Origin of the sequence: Pimelobacter simplex, assembly GCF_024662235.1 — a bacterium.
In the GTDB taxonomy this organism is placed as follows: Bacteria; Actinomycetota; Actinomycetes; order Propionibacteriales; family Nocardioidaceae; genus Nocardioides.
This window is the reverse complement of sequence record NZ_CP096276.1, coordinates 384,650-400,553: the sequence shown is the minus strand read 5'-3', so window position 1 is coordinate 400,553 and position 15,904 is coordinate 384,650. Positions and strand designations below refer to the sequence as shown.

5 protein-coding genes are annotated in these 15,904 nt (G+C 69.2%); all 5 read right to left on the bottom strand.

Annotation, left to right across the window (positions count from 1 at the left end):
• Nucleotide 1: 1 nt before the first annotated feature.
• Nucleotides 2-694, bottom strand: coding sequence for a hypothetical protein (locus M0M48_RS01840; protein ID WP_257754162.1), 693 nt, complete (start codon nucleotides 692-694; stop codon nucleotides 2-4).
• Nucleotides 695-961: 267 nt separating this feature from the next.
• Nucleotides 962-1,948 carry an HINT domain-containing protein gene (locus M0M48_RS01835; RefSeq protein WP_257754161.1) on the bottom strand — a complete coding sequence of 329 codons (987 nt, stop codon included), beginning with the start codon at nucleotides 1,946-1,948 and terminating at the stop codon, nucleotides 962-964.
• 107 nt (nucleotides 1,949-2,055) lie between these two features.
• A complete protein-coding gene (gene istB, locus M0M48_RS01830) occupies nucleotides 2,056-2,883 on the bottom strand; it encodes an IS21-like element helper ATPase IstB (RefSeq protein WP_257751254.1) in 828 nt (275 codons plus the stop codon).
• Complete coding sequence (gene istA / locus M0M48_RS01825; protein WP_257751255.1) at nucleotides 2,880-4,241, bottom strand: IS21 family transposase; 1,362 nt, start codon at nucleotides 4,239-4,241, stop codon at nucleotides 2,880-2,882. Before istA ends, istB begins: the two co-directional genes overlap by 4 nt.
• 98 nt (nucleotides 4,242-4,339) lie before the next feature.
• Entirely contained in the window at nucleotides 4,340-15,814 is an 11,475-nt protein-coding gene (locus M0M48_RS30840) for an RCC1 domain-containing protein (RefSeq protein ID WP_308220360.1), read from the bottom strand.
• Between the last annotated feature and the right edge of the window lie 90 nt (nucleotides 15,815-15,904).

The window sequence follows — 15,904 nt, the reverse complement described above, 5'->3', positions numbered from 1 at the left end:
ATCAACCCTTCGGGCTCGTGCCCGGGAACATCGTGACGACCGCTCCGTCGGGACGCCTGATCACAGTGAACACATCTGTCGGTAGGCCGGTTGTTCGGTCGACGCCTACGCCTCCCGGGTTGCGGAGAACGTACCGGGTGTTGCCGTTGGTTTGCAGGAAGCCGTCCATGCCCTTGGTCCTCGACGCCAGACCCCCGAGGTCGACGTCGTCGTAGAACTGACTCTTGCCCTTGAGAGTGTTCGGGAACTGGTGACGCTGCCCTGCATGACCGATGTCAGCGACCTCGGCTGTGGACTTTGCGGCACATCGAGCGCCCTGAACGACGCGTGTGTCAACCTCGCGTCCGACCGATGCCGTCCGTGTCGTACCCGGACCGCCGGTGCCCTGTGCGAGCTGGCGGGTGTGCTTGTAGGCGGTGTAGGTCAGCGTGGTCGCGAGTTGCGGGCGCACCGAATGGCCGAACGACGCAGCGTCAACGGCCAGATGCGGCGCGGTGTAGTCGTAAGCGATCGCCGGTGGCCCGCGCTCGGTCGCAACACCGGTGATCTCGGCAGAGGATGCTGGGGCGTTGTGGGCGTACGTGGCGATCGGCGCGTCCAACGACGCAGCCGCGGCAGGTGAGGCAACACCGAGCAACCCGACGAGCGAGGCGACGAGCCAGGAGACGAGGGTCGCGATCAGGCGGCTATTCATCCGTGACGTCCGACCGCTCGTCGAACCATGGGCGCCCATCGGCTATCCACTCCAGCCGATACTGCTCGAAGCTGGACGGCTCGGCAGTCCCGGGATTGTCGTCGTTTCCGAACTCGAATCCGCACCTCGGACACACCTCATACGACGGCAACCCAAGATGGTTTTCATATGGAGGCGTCAGTTCGACCCCGTCAGGCGGCGGCCAGGTGGCATAGGGAGCCGAGGAGAGTCCGGGGAACGAACAGACGGGGCAGGTGAACATCGGCATCACTGCTTCGTTAGGAGGGTGATGAGGTCGAACGAGCCGTTGGAGTTCGGGGACAGCCGGATGCCGAACTGGAAGTTTCCGCCGCCTCCCGCGCGGGGGAAGGTGCCGACGATGTCGATCATCCCGTTGGTCGTCGTTCCGGTGCGCGGCCGACTCGCCAAGTCCTGCATGTAGCCGCGCCAGATGTCGGCGTTCCCGCCCGAGTCGATCTTGCTGAGCGAGTAATTGCTGTTGCCGAATAAGTGCTTGTTCATGTGGGTGCCGGTGAGGCCCCAGTTCGGGTCAGCGGCGTTCGGCCGCCAGTTGATCTTGCGGGTTACGACGCCCGGGCCAAGGTTCACACCGGTATTTGCGGCACCGGTTCCGCAGGCTTCTCCGTTCGTGTTGTGGACGAGGATACGCGAGGCACCGACGTGGTAGGTGTGAAGATCCTCGACCGTGAGGTTGTACGCCCAACCCACACGAGTACTCCCGGGCTCCAACCCGAGGACCCCTACCCGGCGACCGTGGTCGTCTACAAGCTCGTCACCAACGTCTAGGTCCTGCGGCCCTTCCCACACACCATCGGTCGCGTTCCAGAACGGATGGTCCTCGGTGGTGACCAGCCTGTCCGGACGACCATCACCATCAACATCGGCGTTGAGCGCAAGCGCGATGAGGTCGTCACGATGGACCCACACCCGCGAAACCCTCTTCGCAGCCTGCTCCCCTGTCTCAGGATCAGTGGCCACGACCTCGTCACCGACCACGACCTCATCGATCGGCTTGAGAGAGCCGTCCGCCATCAACACCTCTGTCGAACCCGCGAACGAGCACGGCCCGCCTTGCTGGGGCCGCTGCTGGGGCCGCTTCGACAAACCACTCGCACGACGGAGCGCCGACAAGGCACGCAACCCGACCGCCGCATCGCCCAGCATCGCCTCAGCGGTGGCCGAGGACTCCGCCGTGACCTCGGCGTACCGATCGACCCAGGTACCGTTGAGCATCAGCTCGACAGGATTCCCACCGTTGATCTTGTCCCAACTCGCACCGTTGATGGCGCTCGCCGAAATTCCCCAGGGTCGCTCATCTAAGTTCCCCACCCTGGGCGGTGTCACTGTAGCGGTCGGCGGGTGCCGGTCGCGGCGTGACGGAGTGCTTCGTTCTTGGCGTGGTGGTCGCGGAGTCGGTAGGAGTCGCCGTCCAGGTTGAGCACCACAGAGCGGTGCAGCAGCCGGTCGAGCATGGCGGCGGCGACGGTGGTGTCGCCGAGCACTTCGCCCCAGCCTGCGACGCCGCGGTTGGTGGTCAGCACGATGCTGGTCTTGAGGTAGCGCTGGGACACGACCTGGAACAGCGCGGAGGCGGCTTCGCCGGGCAGCGGCAGGTAGCCGAGCTCGTCGATGACGAGGAGGGTGGGGCCGGCGAAGAACCGCATCGTGGTGGCCCAGCGTCCTTCGATGGCGGCGCGGTGGCAGCGGGCGGCAAGGTCGGCGGCGGTGGTGAAGTAGGTGCGGTAGCCGGCTTCGGCCGCAGCCCTGCCGAGCCCGACGGCGAGATGGGTCTTCCCGACACCTGGCGGTCCGATCAACAAGACGTTGGTCGCGGTGTCGAGGTAGCGGCAGGTCGCGAGCTCCTCGACGAGCTTTTTGTCGACGCCGGGGGCGGCGTCGAAGTCGAAGTCGGCCAACGTGGCCGGGGTCGGCAGGGATGCGAACCGGAGTCGGCCGGCGAGCCTGCGGGCTTCGGTGGCTTCGACCTCACGGGCGAGCAGGTGCTCGAGCGTCGCGGTCATCGACCACTCTTCGGCTTCTGCTTGGGCGAGCACGCCGGGGAGGTGTTCGGCGGCCGCGGTTAGCTTCAAGGCGGCGAGGTGGCCGCGCAGCTGCTGGTAGAGGCTGGCCTGCGTACCGTTCATCGGCACGGTCAGGGAGTCGGTCATGTGAGGGTGTTCCTTCCGGTTGCTGCTCGGTCGTACTTGGACAGGTCGATCACCACGTCGTCGCTGGAAGCGGCGGTGGCGGTGAGGTCGTCGGGTTGCTGGCGAGCGCGCAGGACGTCGGCGGCCGCCAGGGCCGCGGGGCCGGGTGGGATGCGTTCCTTGCGGCGGTGCGGGCGGGAGGTGTCGTGGCCTGCCAGGACGAGCTGCTCGAGCGCGATCACGTGGCCGTGGTCGCGGACCATCACCCCGGCGCCGTCGGGTGCGAGCTCGTGGCGGGCGATCACGATCCCGCTGCTGGTGGCGATGTCGACGTGCGGGTCGCCGAGGCGCTGGGACACGACGACCTGGGCTCGGGCCAGCTCGGGCGGGACGGAGTAGAAGTTCCCGCGCCAGGCGACCAGTGCCTGCGCCGACACCGTCCGGTCCTCGCGGATCGTGGCGGGGAACGGCGTGGCCGGCACCGGCGCCAGTGGTTCGCGTTCGGCGACCGTGAGCACGCTGGCTCGGCCGTCGACGGCGGATGGACGCAGCCGGGCATCACCACGCAGCTCGCAGAAACGGTCCAAGGAGGCTTGGGCTTCCTCGATGGTGACGTCGTCGGGCAGGGTGCGCCACCAGCGTTGCGCGGCGGTGTGATTGGACTTCTCGACCACGCCCTTGCGGTTCCCGCGTCGCGGCGGGCAGATCGCGATCTGGACGCCGTAGTGCTTGGCCACCGCGGCGAACGTCGCGGTCACCTTGCCCGACTCCGGGTGGCACACCGTGGTCATCCGGTCGAAGCGCCACTTCTTCGTCAGTCCACCCAGCTTGCGGGCGACGGCGTCGAGTCCGGCGATCAGGTGCGGCTGCTGCTCGGTCGGAGCCAGTTGGCCGCGCCACTTGCCGGAGTGGGCCAGCGCGCCGACGAGCAGGTGCGCGTTCTTGCCCCATCCCCAGGCCGCTGGCGGGTTGGGGAGCTCGAGCCAGTCCCACTGGGTCTCCTCACCCGGCGGATGCTCGATCGGCGCGTTCGCCCGGCCCTTCGTCGCGCTGCAGGGCTCGCAGTGCGGCCGCAGATCCCGGGTGCGGATCTGGCGGGTGAACGTCGGATACGACCGGTCGTAGCCCAGCGCGGTGACCTCGTCGAACAACGTCACCGCCCACAGGTGCGGGTCCTCGGTCAGACGTGCGCGGACGTAGTCGAGGTACGGCTCGAACGGGTCGTCGTCGGCGGGCTTCCGTTCCCCGGCGACCCGCTCGCCGTCGAGGTAGGCGCGGATGGTCTTGCGGTCCCGGCCCAGGTGCCGGGCGATCGCAGAGATCGTCCAGCCCTGCCGGCGCAACGCGTGAGCGTCGATGTCTTCCTCCCGTGTCAGCATGGGAAGCGAGGGCTCCTTCGTGAGATGGCTGGTGGTCAGAGACCGCCATCTTCGAAGGAGCCCCACCCGCTTCTGGTGGAGCCACGGGGTGGGGAATTTCAGTGAGCAGAACTGGGGAGATTCAGCTGAGCGCCATCACCGTCGCTCATCAACCCGGCCTTGCGGTCATGGACGAACGTGCGCCACATCCCAACGGTCTCGGTCAGCTGGGAATCACACACCTGCTGCTGGTTGCACACCTGCGCCCAGATCTCGGCCTCGAAGAACGCCCGCGCGCCCGGCCCCCAACTGCCCGGGAACTGGCCGTCGAAGCCGCTGGCGGCCGCGGCCCGCTCCCACGCGGACTTCAACCCAGCCACACCAGGCCGAGCCGCGTCGAACTCACCCATCGACCCGATCTGAACCGTGCCCGAGGGCGTACGCCGGTCCTGCAGCATCCCCGATCCACTGTTGACCCCGGGCGCACCACCCCTCGGGTTCGAAACGGGCTTCTGGGTTCCCTCCAGCACACCAACAGGCGCGTGCCCATCACTGTCCATCATGTTCAGCGGGTTGCCGTTGACGTAGGTGTAGGTGTTCGCCGTCAACGGATCGGTCCCGACCGACAGATCCGTCGAGGGGCTCGCGACCCGGTAAGCGTCCGGCGCCGTGAACGCACCCGTCCTCGGGTCGTAGGTCCGCGTACCCATCTGATACGTCCCCGTCGACCCATCACGAGTCATCCCCCGATACCACTGACTGTTGCCCGTGGTGCCGATCTGCGAACCGTTCTTGCACACCCCGTTGGGGTTGCCCCCACCCGTCGAGGCCTCGTACGGCGTCCCGTACGGGTTGTAGACCACCCCACACGCCAACACACCCGCACCACTACCCGGACGCGTCGTGACCGCAGTGATGTTGCCGTTGCCATCGGTGTCCAAGAACGCCTTGCCCGCCGACACATTGGTCTGGTCATAACCGACCGCGTTCCCCACCGCATCGAGCTGGTACAGCACCTCCGGCTTCGACCGAGCACCGTTGACCGAATCGACCTGACCCACCAACGACGTCGACAGACCGTCATAGACGCTCTTGGTCACACCCGCGTCATCGACCTGACCAGGACCCGAGCCGTTCCCATCACCCAGCTCATCGACCGAGATCGACCGCTGCCGATCCAACCCGTCATAGGTGTACGTCGACTCCCGCGCATCACCACCACAAGCGGTCGAGCCGTCCAGCTTGACCGTCCTGACCCGGTCGAACACGTCATAGGAGTTCGTCGCACACCCATCGAACCGGAGCAGACCCTCATCCGTGTAGGTGTAGTTCACCAACGGCCGCAGCGGATCGTCGACGCTCTTGATCGAGTTGTCGAGGTTGTAGACGAAGTCGGTGACCCCACCACCGGTGCCGGTGGTCGTCTCCTTCGTGCGGTTGCTGTTGAGGTCGTAGGTCCACTCGTACTTGCTCAGCGGCCCACCGCCCGTCGTCCACTCCAGCAGCTGCTGCCCCGGCGCGTACTTGTACGACGAGGTCAGCGACCCCACTTGACCCGACGCCGCCTGCTTGATGATGTTGCGGTTGTTGTCGTAGTCGTACTCGTACTCACTGATCGTCGCCGAGTCGTCCTTCGTCGTCACCCCCGCCAACGAGTCGTTCGGGTGCCACGACCACTGGGTGAGGTGCGTGCCCGTCGCCTCCTGCGACAGCCGGCCACCCTTGTCGTAGGTGTACGCCGTGGTCGCACCCATCACCTCCGACGTCATCGCCTTGACCAGACCCGCCTGGTTGTACGCATAGCTGGTCGTCTTCTTCTGGCCCGCCGTCACCCCACCGTTGGTCTGGTCGCTGCGCATGCTGAGCGCACCCATGGCGTCATAGGCGTAGGTGTTCTGGTTCCCCCCACCGCCAGCACCCGTCTCGTCCACCGTCCGCACCCGGCCGTCGAGGTAGTACCCCGCCGTGGTGGTGATGTCACTGATCGGATCGGTGACCTGGGTGACCCCGCCGTGCTGCGCGTACGTCGTCACGATCGACCGGGTCGCGCCGTTCTCGCGGCCGGTCTGGGTCGCCACGCGACCGTTCGCGCCGTAGCCCAGCTTGAGCGAGCCACCCGACTTCCAGATGGCGGCGTCACCGGGGACGCAGCTGGCCACCGTCCCCGACTCGCAGCGCGCCGCTTCTGTCGAGGACTTCAGTCCGGCCGGCGTGTACTTGTAGCGGACCGACTGGTACCTGCCAGCCGTCACCGGTGTGTGGCTGGCCAGGATCAGGTTGTCCCACGTGAACTCGTTGACCACCGGCTTGCGGTCGTTCGATCCGCCCGGCAACGCCTCGGCATTCGGGTTGAGGACCTCGACCGGGTTGCCGACGTTGTCATAGGTGTAGCGGGTGACCGACTTCTTGCCCGGGTCGGCCGCGCTCGGCCCCGGGACCGCGACCCGCGCCAGCAGTCCGTCCGTCGTCCATGTCTGGCTGGTGACATCGGCCTTCGGGTTCTCCAGCTCCACCTGGTTGCCGCCCGCGTCGTAGCGGAACGTGTTGACCTCGGTCACGTTCTTCTGGCTCTGCTCGTCGACGTAGGCCGTGGTCGCGGTCTGGTCGAAGAGTCCGTCGGCGGTGTACGTCGTCTGACTGCTGTGCCCCAGCGCATCCGTTGCGGAGCGCAGCCTGCCGGCGCCGTCGTACACGTTCGACGCGACCGTGGTCCGGTTGGCGCTCGAGACGCTGTCCGAAGAGCTCGGGTTCGGCCCGGTCACGGACTCGACGAGACCATCGCCCGTGTAGGCGTACTCCAGGTAGCCGTTGTCGGATGCCGTGCCCGAGCTGTTCGAGGTCGGCAGGTACTGCCGCTTGACCTTCCCCACCGGGTCGTACGTCGCCCGCACCGAGCACACGCCCACGTTGGCGCCGTACTCGGCCAGCCCGGTCACCCGGTCGGTGACGAGGCCCGACGGGCACTGGTCGACCTGTTGGTTGATGCTCGCGCTGCCGTCGTTGCCGCCCCCGAGAGAGCTGGTGCTGCTGCCTGACGTGTTGTCGTAGCGCGGCGCGTAGGTACGGACCGCGTTGCCGTCCAGGTCGTAGTCGACCCGCCGAGCCGTGTTGGCGTTGGGCGCGGTGAGGGACGCCGCGTTGGTGAAGGCCTGGGGCGGCAGGACGGCGACGACCTGGCCGTCCGCGTTGTAGACCGCCCGGGTTCGGGTGTTGGCGAGTCCTCGGGGGTCCGGAGCCGCGGCCGCCGAGTGGTCCAGCACTGGGTCGGCCTGGCGGGTCTGAGCGCCCTCGAGGGTGTCGAGGGGGCGGTTCGCCGTGTCGTACGAGATGGCCGTGACCGCACCCGTCCGGGTCAGGTCGGCGCCGCTCGGCGCGTTGGTCAGGCTGTCGGCGTCGATCCGGATCCGGCCCGGAGCTCCGGCTCCGCCGAGGCGGTTGTTCTGCCCGGAGCCTCCGGCGCCGCCGTCGACGTTGATCGCCGTGGGCGCCGAGAGCTCGACGCCGGAGGCGGTGAGCCAGATGCCGCCACCGCCACCACCGCCGCCACCGGCGGAGTTCGTCCCGGCGGTTCCGCCGTCGCGACCCGTCGCGACGACCGTGCCGTTGACGACGATGCGGTCGGCCGAGATGTGCACGAAGCCGCCGCCGTTCCCGCCGGCGCCGCCGACGCCGAGGACGCCACCGCCACCTCCGCCGCCACCACCACCGGAGCCCTGCAGGTAGTCGCTGCCGACCAGGGCGAAGTCGGGAGTGCCGGACGCGAGACCAGGCTGTCCCACGGGGCCGCTGGCACCTTGACCGGGCTGGCCGTCGACCTTGTGACCACCACCGCCGCCGCCCGTACCGGTGAGGCCGGTCGTCCCCTTCTTGCCGCCGTTGCCGGGGTTGGGGTTGGCCGCGTCCTGGTTGGCGGGACCGCCCTTCTGACCACGTCCGGCCATCGTGATGACGCAGGTCGAGCAGACGTCGACGGTGCCAGTGGCGTAGAACATCAGCCCGGCGCTCGTACCGGCGGCGGTGAGGTGGGCGCCGTTGGTCAGCGTCACGTTGCGGTACTGCGCACCGTCGGGCACCTGGAAGGGGTTGCTCGCACCATTGGTGGCTCCGTTGACGACGAGGTCGCCGTCGATGCCGGTACCGGTGTTGAGGTAGCCGGGCGCGTTGAGCGCGGTGACGTTGCCGGAGTAGTCGTAGTTCCAGGTGCTGGTGTTGCTCTGCGTCGCGGAGCGCGGAACCGTCTGCTTGGTCCGGCGACCGAGGGTGTCGTACTGCACGGTCGTCTCGTGGCCGCGCGCGTCGGTGACCCCGATCGTGTTGCCATCGGCGTCGTAGCGATAGGCGGTCACGAGGTCGTTCGAGCCGCGGAAGCGCTTCTCGCTGGTCGTGCGTCCGGTCCGGTCGATGACGTAGTGGGTCGAGAGCTTGCCGGTGCTCGTGCACGACCCGGACGCCTCAGGCTCCCGCCGTACTGCCTGGGGCGTGCCAGGCGAGGACTCGCTGAGGTCGAACTCGCGCGGTGCGCAGAAGTCGACCTGGTTGCCGTCGGCGTCGTAGTTCCACCGGCTGGTGACGCTCGCGTAGCCGTTGTTCGCGCGGGGGGCGACGACCTGCAGCTGACGCCCTGCCGCGTCGTAGGACGTGCGGACGGTCTGGCCCGTGCCGTCGGTCGCGGTGATCGGGTGGTCGAGGCCGTCGTACGTCGTCGAGGTCAGGCAGACGACGTGGCCGTTCTGGCCGCTGGTCCAGGCGGCGGTCGTAGCTCGGGTCACGCATCCCGGCGGCGCGGCCGGCCCTCCCTGCTCGGGCGCCGGTCCTCGGGTGACCTTCGCCTCCAGCGGGCGGTTGGCCGCATCGTAGGTGGCCAGCGCCGCGATGCCGCGGGCGTCGACGGTCTTGACGGCATTGCCGAAGGGGTCGTACGCGATGGTCGCCACCGTGCTCGTCGAGCGGTGCTGGGCGCCCGTCGCCCAGATCGGCCGGCCTGCTGCGTCGTACCCGGCTGCGCGGTCGAAGGCCGCGGTCCGTACCTCGTTGCCGCGCCCGGGGCGGGTCCTCCGGATGCGGTCGAGCAGGTCGGTCGTCTGCGTGGTCAGGTTGCCGGTGGCGTCGCGCTGACCGCGCAGCTGGTTGCCCGGCAGCCGGAAGGGCGACACGTCGAGCCCCGCTGCGACCGGCGTCGTGGTGCTCGCGGGCGTCGTACCGTCGCCACGCTGGCGGTTGCCGGTGGCACCCCAGACGCTGACCTTGCCGGCCTTGTCGGCCGAGGCCCAGGTCGCCCAGCCTCCGGCGAGAGCGACCTGTCCCGTCAGCCCCGGTACGGCGACCGGGCTGCTGGACGTGCCCGGGGCTCCGCCGCCGAGCTGGCCGCTGCTGTTGAGACCCCACACCCGGACGGTGCCGTCGGCCATCAGCGCACCCGCGCCGCCCGAGGCGCCGATCAGCTCCCTGACCGGGCCCGCCGGGCTGCCGTCACCGAGGCTGGTGATCCGGGCCGGCGTCGTGCGCTGCGTGGTGTCGCCCTGGCCCAGCTCGCCGCTGGCGTTGCTGCCCCAGGACCACGCCTTGCCGTCGCGTGTGAGGGCGTACGACGAGTAGACGCCGCCGGAGATCGACCGCACGCCGCTGAGGGCCGACCCCGGCACCTGCGTGGGCGTCGGGCGCTGGGTCGTGTCGCCGTGGCCGAGCTGGCCGCTGTTGTTGTAGCCCCAGGTCCACAGGGTGCCGTCGGTCTTGATCGCCAGCGAGTGGAGGTAGCCCGCGCCGATGGTGGACACACCGCTGAGCACGTTGACCGGGTTGGCCACCCACGAGCCGCCCGCCGTACCGTTGCCGAGCTGCCCGTTGCTGTTGGATCCCCATGCCCACACGCGCCCCTGGGCATCGAGGGCGAGCTGGTGGCAGCCGCCCGTCGCGATCTGGATGATGTCGCTGAGGCCGGGCACCTTCGTGGGGAGGTTGACGCCGCCTCCCGCTGCCCAGACCTCACCGCTGCCGGTGAGATAGGTCGTCAGGGCGCACGTGGACAGCGCCCCGGTGGACGATTGACCGACCTGGACGACGTTCTGCAGCACCTTGGTCGCGACCGGGCTCGGCCGCGCGGTGGTCGAACCATCACCCAGCTCCCCGAAGGCGTTGGTGCCCGAGCCCGACACGGTCCCGTCCGGACCGACCGCGACCAGACCGGTGTTGGACACGCTCAGGGAGTCCGAGGTCACGGGGGTCGCGTTGACCTGCTCGGCGAAGGCAGCAGAGGGCGGCGCACCGGGCTTGGTCCAGTCGGCACCGAGGGCGATCCCATGGCTAGCGTTGCGCTCCCACGTCCGCGCGATGTTGCCGGCCGCGTCGTAGGCGAAGACGGTCTTCTCACCCTTGGGGTCGACGACGGCCTTGAGCCAGCCACCCGCCGAGGTGGAACCGGACAGGTCGCAGCTGGCCTGCGCCGCGCCCGCACACGTGGTGGTGTCGTCGTAGTACTTGTACTCGGTGACCTCGGGCAGGTTCTCGGCGTGCGCCTTCGGCGAGGTCATCACGGTGCGCTGGCCAGCGTTGTTGTACTCGTAGGTGACACAGGTGGAGGCGTACCCGCCGCCGGTCGGGGCGGACGGGCTGCCCGCAGGCAGGTTCGCCGTGGGCGATGTGCACGTCGCGCCCGTCGGGACCCCAGCGGACGCCGGCGTGTCGACCTCGCACGGCAGACCGGTGTTGCCCTTGACCGCCGTGCCGCAGATCGTCGCCCCGGCCGCCTTGTTGGTCGAGGCCAGCGTGCCTGCCGGGGGCAGGTCGCGCCGCGTGGTGACCAGGTACTCGCCCCAGTTGGTCGCGTTGTTGCCGCGCGGCGAGAGCTCCTGGGTCTGGTCGGTGACCGCGTAGAGCGTGTCTGCCTCGACGCGCTTGCCGCCCAGTGCGGCGTCGCGGTGAGCCTTGATCCGGGCCGGGCTCAGCACCTTCGCGTAGATGGCCAGCTCGTCGAGCACCGATCCGGGGCCACCTCGCGCTGCCGTGCCCGTGGTGGACGCGTTCGCGAACACCCCACCGTTGAGGGTGTCGGACAGCACGGTCACGGCCTGCTTGACCCCGTCGATCCAGATCGCCATCCCAGCCGTGGTCCCGGAGCCGTCGTAGGTGAAGACGACGTGGTGCCACTGCCCGTCGGCGATCGAGACGTTCGTGGACACCGAGGCGATTCCTCCGCTGGAGCCACCGTTGAGGTAGATGAACGGACGCCCGCCGACGGTGCGTCCGACCTCACCCCACGCGGTCGCGGTGCCCCAGGAGAAGGTGCGTTCCTGCTGGGTGGTGTCGGTCGACTTCTGCCACGCCTCGACGGTGAAGTCCGAGCTGGCACCGGTGCCGTTCGCGAAGCCGTTGAGAGTCGGGATCGAGGCGCCGGCGGCCGTCGTCGACTCGGTGACGGCACTGTTGTCGGCGATGATGCCCGGCGTCCCGAGGACGACATTGCCCTGGTAGGTGCCGTTGGGTCCGGTGCGCGCGGTCATGGTCGAGCCCGGGCCGCCGCTGTCGCCGAGGCGCCAGTACCCCAAGGGACCGTCGGCGTCGACGGTGCTGGCGTACTTCACGCCGCTGCCGTTCGCGGCGATCTGGCCGTTCCCACGGACCTGGTTGGTGTAGACGCGCTGGTCGCCGTTCGCGTCGAAGTACTGGTCGTGGGTGCCCCACGTCGTGATAGCCGAGTTGGCGTCGGTCCAGGGCTGGGAGCCGTCGAGACGGACCTTCCTGCGCAGTACCTGACCGAGCGGCCCGTAGGTGTAGGCGATCGCCTCGTCCTGGACCGTGACGCCGTTGAGCTGCGCGGTGCCGGCTCCCGGCGCCCCGGGGGCGAGCGGCACCGTCGAGGTCGAGTCCGCCTTGCGGATGGTCTCGCACAGGTTGTGGTTCATCACGACCGGTTCGACCTGCGATCCGCTGATCGTGCAGGAGCCGATACCTCCCTGGTCGGCGAGTCCGTCCCAGAAGTAGCCGGACCGCCGCACGAAGACGTTGCCCGAGGTTCCCTCGGCGATCTCCTTGACCCGCCCCCAGGCGTCGATGCCCGTGTAGCGGACCCGCTGGCAGGCACTCCCGCACGAGCCGACCTGGTTCGGCGTCCCCATGTCGGCGGTGACCATCACCGGCGGTGCGTCCCGATCGGTGGAGTGGTCGGTCCAGCCGTACCTGGTGGTCAGTCCCTTGTTCGGGCCGTCCGCTCCGCCCGCGGTGTCGGTGCCCCGCCGGTCGGTCACCGTGAGTACCCGGTCGGGTCCGACGGGCGCCGGCGTGTAGGCGATCTTCGTGGTCTTGCCGGCGGCGTCCGTGACCGTGCACAGCTGGCCGACCGTCTTGGCGTTGGCGTCGGAACCCGCGCACGCACCACTGGAGGTGGAGTACGTGTAGCTCCACGACGGACGGGACGCGGCCCGCGCCGCGGCGTCGGTCGGGTAGGGGTTACCGGGCTCCCAGACCTCGAGGAGCTGGGGCAGGAGCAGGTCCGTGCTCACGATGTACGACGTGACCCGGCCCGCGACGTCGGTGACCCGGACCCGGCGCTGGCCGGCCTGCGCGTCCTGCAGGTTGTAGGTGACCGAGATCTTCGGGCAGGCCGACCCGGCCCCCGGCTCGTTCTTGCTGCAGGAAGCCGACCAGATCGCGGTCGGCCCGTTGGTGACTCCCTCGCCGTAGGCGTAGCGGAGCTGCTGGCCGGTCGGGTCGGTGATGGCCCGGATGTTGCCGAAGATGTCGTAGTCGTAGCGGACCCGGTCCGGGCGCACGAGGGACCAGCCGATGCTGAGCCGGTTGCCCTCCTCCGTCGGGTTGTTGCAGCCGCTGCCACCCATGCCGATGTAGCGGAACAGGTACATGTTGGATCCGGGCGGACCGGTGTAGGCCTGGTCGATGCACAGCTTGGCGTACTTCCCCCCAGTGACCGCCGAGCTGAGGCCGTAGATGAGGCTCTGGGGGTTGAGCAGCTCGAGGATCGGCCCGATCGTCGAGCCGTCCTGGGTCAGGTCGATCGGCAGGCTCAGACCACCGAGAGCGACCCCTACCGACCGGAGCTTGAAGACGTGCCGGGTGCCGTCGCGGTCGATGTAGGGCATCGACAAGGGTTGAAGCACGGTCTGAAGGTTCGGGACGGGTATGCCGCCGAGGCCGAACCCGCCGGCGAACTCGCTCGTCTCACCGATGTCGAAGCGCCAGCCGACACCGATCGGGCTGCCGGAGCCGATCGCCATGTGGTCCTGGGAGTTGTAGACGCGACCCAGCCCGAGGGCGAGCCGGCCGCGGGTCTGGACCGGCGCGGTGTCCTGCTGCTGGACGACCAGGTTGCCGTTGGCGACATTGACGTTCGCCGTACCGCCGCCGCCGAGCTCGGTGGTGTCGTAGGTCCACCAGTCCTCCATGCCCAGGCCGCCGCCGCAGACGGTGATCTCGGAGAAGACCTCAGCGGAGGCGCCGGTGAGGCCGACGGTGGCGATCGCCGGTACCTCGATGAGGTCGCACCCGCGCTGGGTGCCGGCGACCGACGCCAGGAAGTCCCCCACACGCGTCTGGCCGATGGGCAGGGAGATCCGCGACAGTGACGCGGTCAGGTCCTCGACACCACCACAGGGCTTGGCCGGATCGGTCTCCGCGGAGCAGTCCTTGAGCGGCAGCGCCTCCGAGGAGAGGTTGACCAGTGTTCCCGCGGCGAGAAGGGTGTCGCGCAGCGCCGAGGTCAGGTTGACGCCCGACAGTGCCTGTCCCGTCACGTTGACGAGGGTGATCGTGACCTTGGCGATGTCGCCCACCCAGAAGATCCCGTCCTGGTCCGGCCCCTCCTCGGGATCCGTGACCTCGATGTCGACGAGCGGGACGCTCGAGTCGTAGGCCCAGGTGTCGTCGTAACGCACGGTCGTCGTACCGGCGGAGTTCACCCCCAGCCCGCCGAACAGCACCATCTTCCCGGTCTCGGTCGACGCCATCGACGCACCGGCGCGCGCCGGCGGCGAGGCCGGGTCGACCGCCTGGGACCAGCTGTTGCCGGTCCACGCCCACGTGTCGTTGAGGAAGACGGGGACCGCCCCGTTGGCATTCGCACCGCCCAGCAGCACGATCGTCTTGAGCCCGCGGTCGTAGGCCATCGCCTGGCCCCCACGGGCGGACGGCTTGTCGGGCGTCGAGATCTGGGTCCACGAGGTGGCCGTGGGGCCGAGAACCCACGTGTCGTTGAAGTAGGTGCACACCGCGCCCGAGCAGTTGACCGAGCCGCCGAACATGACCAGCTGGCCGGCGCCGTTGGTGCCGGTGGTCGGCGAGTACGCCATGCCCCCGTCGTAGCGGCGGGCGGGGGCGCCCGACACGCCGGCCGTCTGGATCCGGGTCCAGGCGTTGTTCTTGAACTGCCAGGTGTCGTTGAGCGCGCCGGTGTTGTTCTCGCCGCCGAACATGATGATCCCGGCACGGTCGGCGTCGTACGCCATGACCAGGCCGGTACGCGGGTCCGGCCCGACCCCCCAGCCTCCGGCACTCAGCTGGGTCCAGTTGGTGCCGTCCCAGGACCAGGTGTCGTTGAGGACGGTGTTGCCGTTCTGGCCGCCGAAGAGGATGACCTTCTTGAGCGTGTTGTCCCAGACCATGCCGGCCCGCCACCGCGGCGGCGGACTCGTCGCCGGGGACTTCTGCACCCAGTCGGTGCCGTTCCAGACCCAGGTCTGGCCCTGCGACGTCGCGCTGTCGGCGGTGCCGCCGAAGCGGACGATCTGCTTGCGGACCTCGTCGTAGGCCGTCCCGGCCTGGTAGCCCGCGGCCGGCTTGTGGACCGGGTTCTGCTGGACCCAGTTGGGCGAGAGATAGGTCGGGGAGGTCGGTGCCGCGGCCGCTTGGACACCCGAGCGGGCGAGAGCCATGGCGGGCTTGATCCGGGCCGGCGGCTCGGCCGGAGTGTCGCTCGGGGTGCCGCTCGGCTTGTCATTCGGCTCGTCGCTCGGGTCAGCGCTGGGCGTCTCGACAGGTGGGCTGGCGGGCGCGTCGGTCGGGGTGTCCGTCGGGGTGCTCGTCGGGTCGTCCGTGGGCACGTCGGTGGGGTCATCGACCGGATCGGGCGGCTTCGGGACGTTCGTGTACCCGTCGGCGATCCGCAACGGCTCGACGTCGGGCAGCTCGTCGCTCGGCCCGGTCTCCGGGGTCCAGCAGACCTTGGTGTCGTCGGCCAGCGGGATCATGCCGGTCAGGTCCGCATGCTCGGCCCGGCCCGTGCCGTCCCCGATCTCGGCGCACTGCTGCGTGGCTTTGGTGCCCGGTCGCTCGACCTCGTCGGAGGGCGGCTCGACGGGGTCCTCCAGCCGGGCCCCCTCGCTCGCCTTCGGCCGCTGACCAGGCTTCACCTCGTCCAGACGTAGGTCGATCGGCGTGCCTGCGACGTCGAAGGACTCCGTCGCGGCGACGCGCGAGCTCCCGGTCACGAGGACGACCGTCACCACCGTTCCAACCACGACCGCGAGCGACGTGACGGCGACGACGGTGCGCCGGACCGAGGCACGGAGCCACCGGTGCAGCACCCGCCCTCGGGAGTGAAGGGACGTCCGCAACCGCACGAACAGGGCCAGCACCCGACCAACCATCCGGGACCACCTCCTGTGATCCCGACTCCACTCACACTCGCCCGAGCATGTGTCCGACATCACATCTGGTCGGCGACCCTGGCGCAGGAT

Coding starts and splice junctions, on each gene's coding strand:
- M0M48_RS01835 (WP_257754161.1), bottom strand. CDS start 1,948: ATGCTCAACGGTACCTGGGTCGATCGGTACGCCGAGGTCACGGCGGAG.
- istB (WP_257751254.1), bottom strand. CDS start 2,883: ATGACCGACTCCCTGACCGTGCCGATGAACGGTACGCAGGCCAGCCTC.
- istA (WP_257751255.1), bottom strand. CDS start 4,241: ATGCTGACACGGGAGGAAGACATCGACGCTCACGCGTTGCGCCGGCAG.
- M0M48_RS30840 (WP_308220360.1), bottom strand. CDS start 15,814: ATGGTTGGTCGGGTGCTGGCCCTGTTCGTGCGGTTGCGGACGTCCCTT.
- M0M48_RS01840 (WP_257754162.1), bottom strand. CDS start 694: ATGAATAGCCGCCTGATCGCGACCCTCGTCTCCTGGCTCGTCGCCTCG.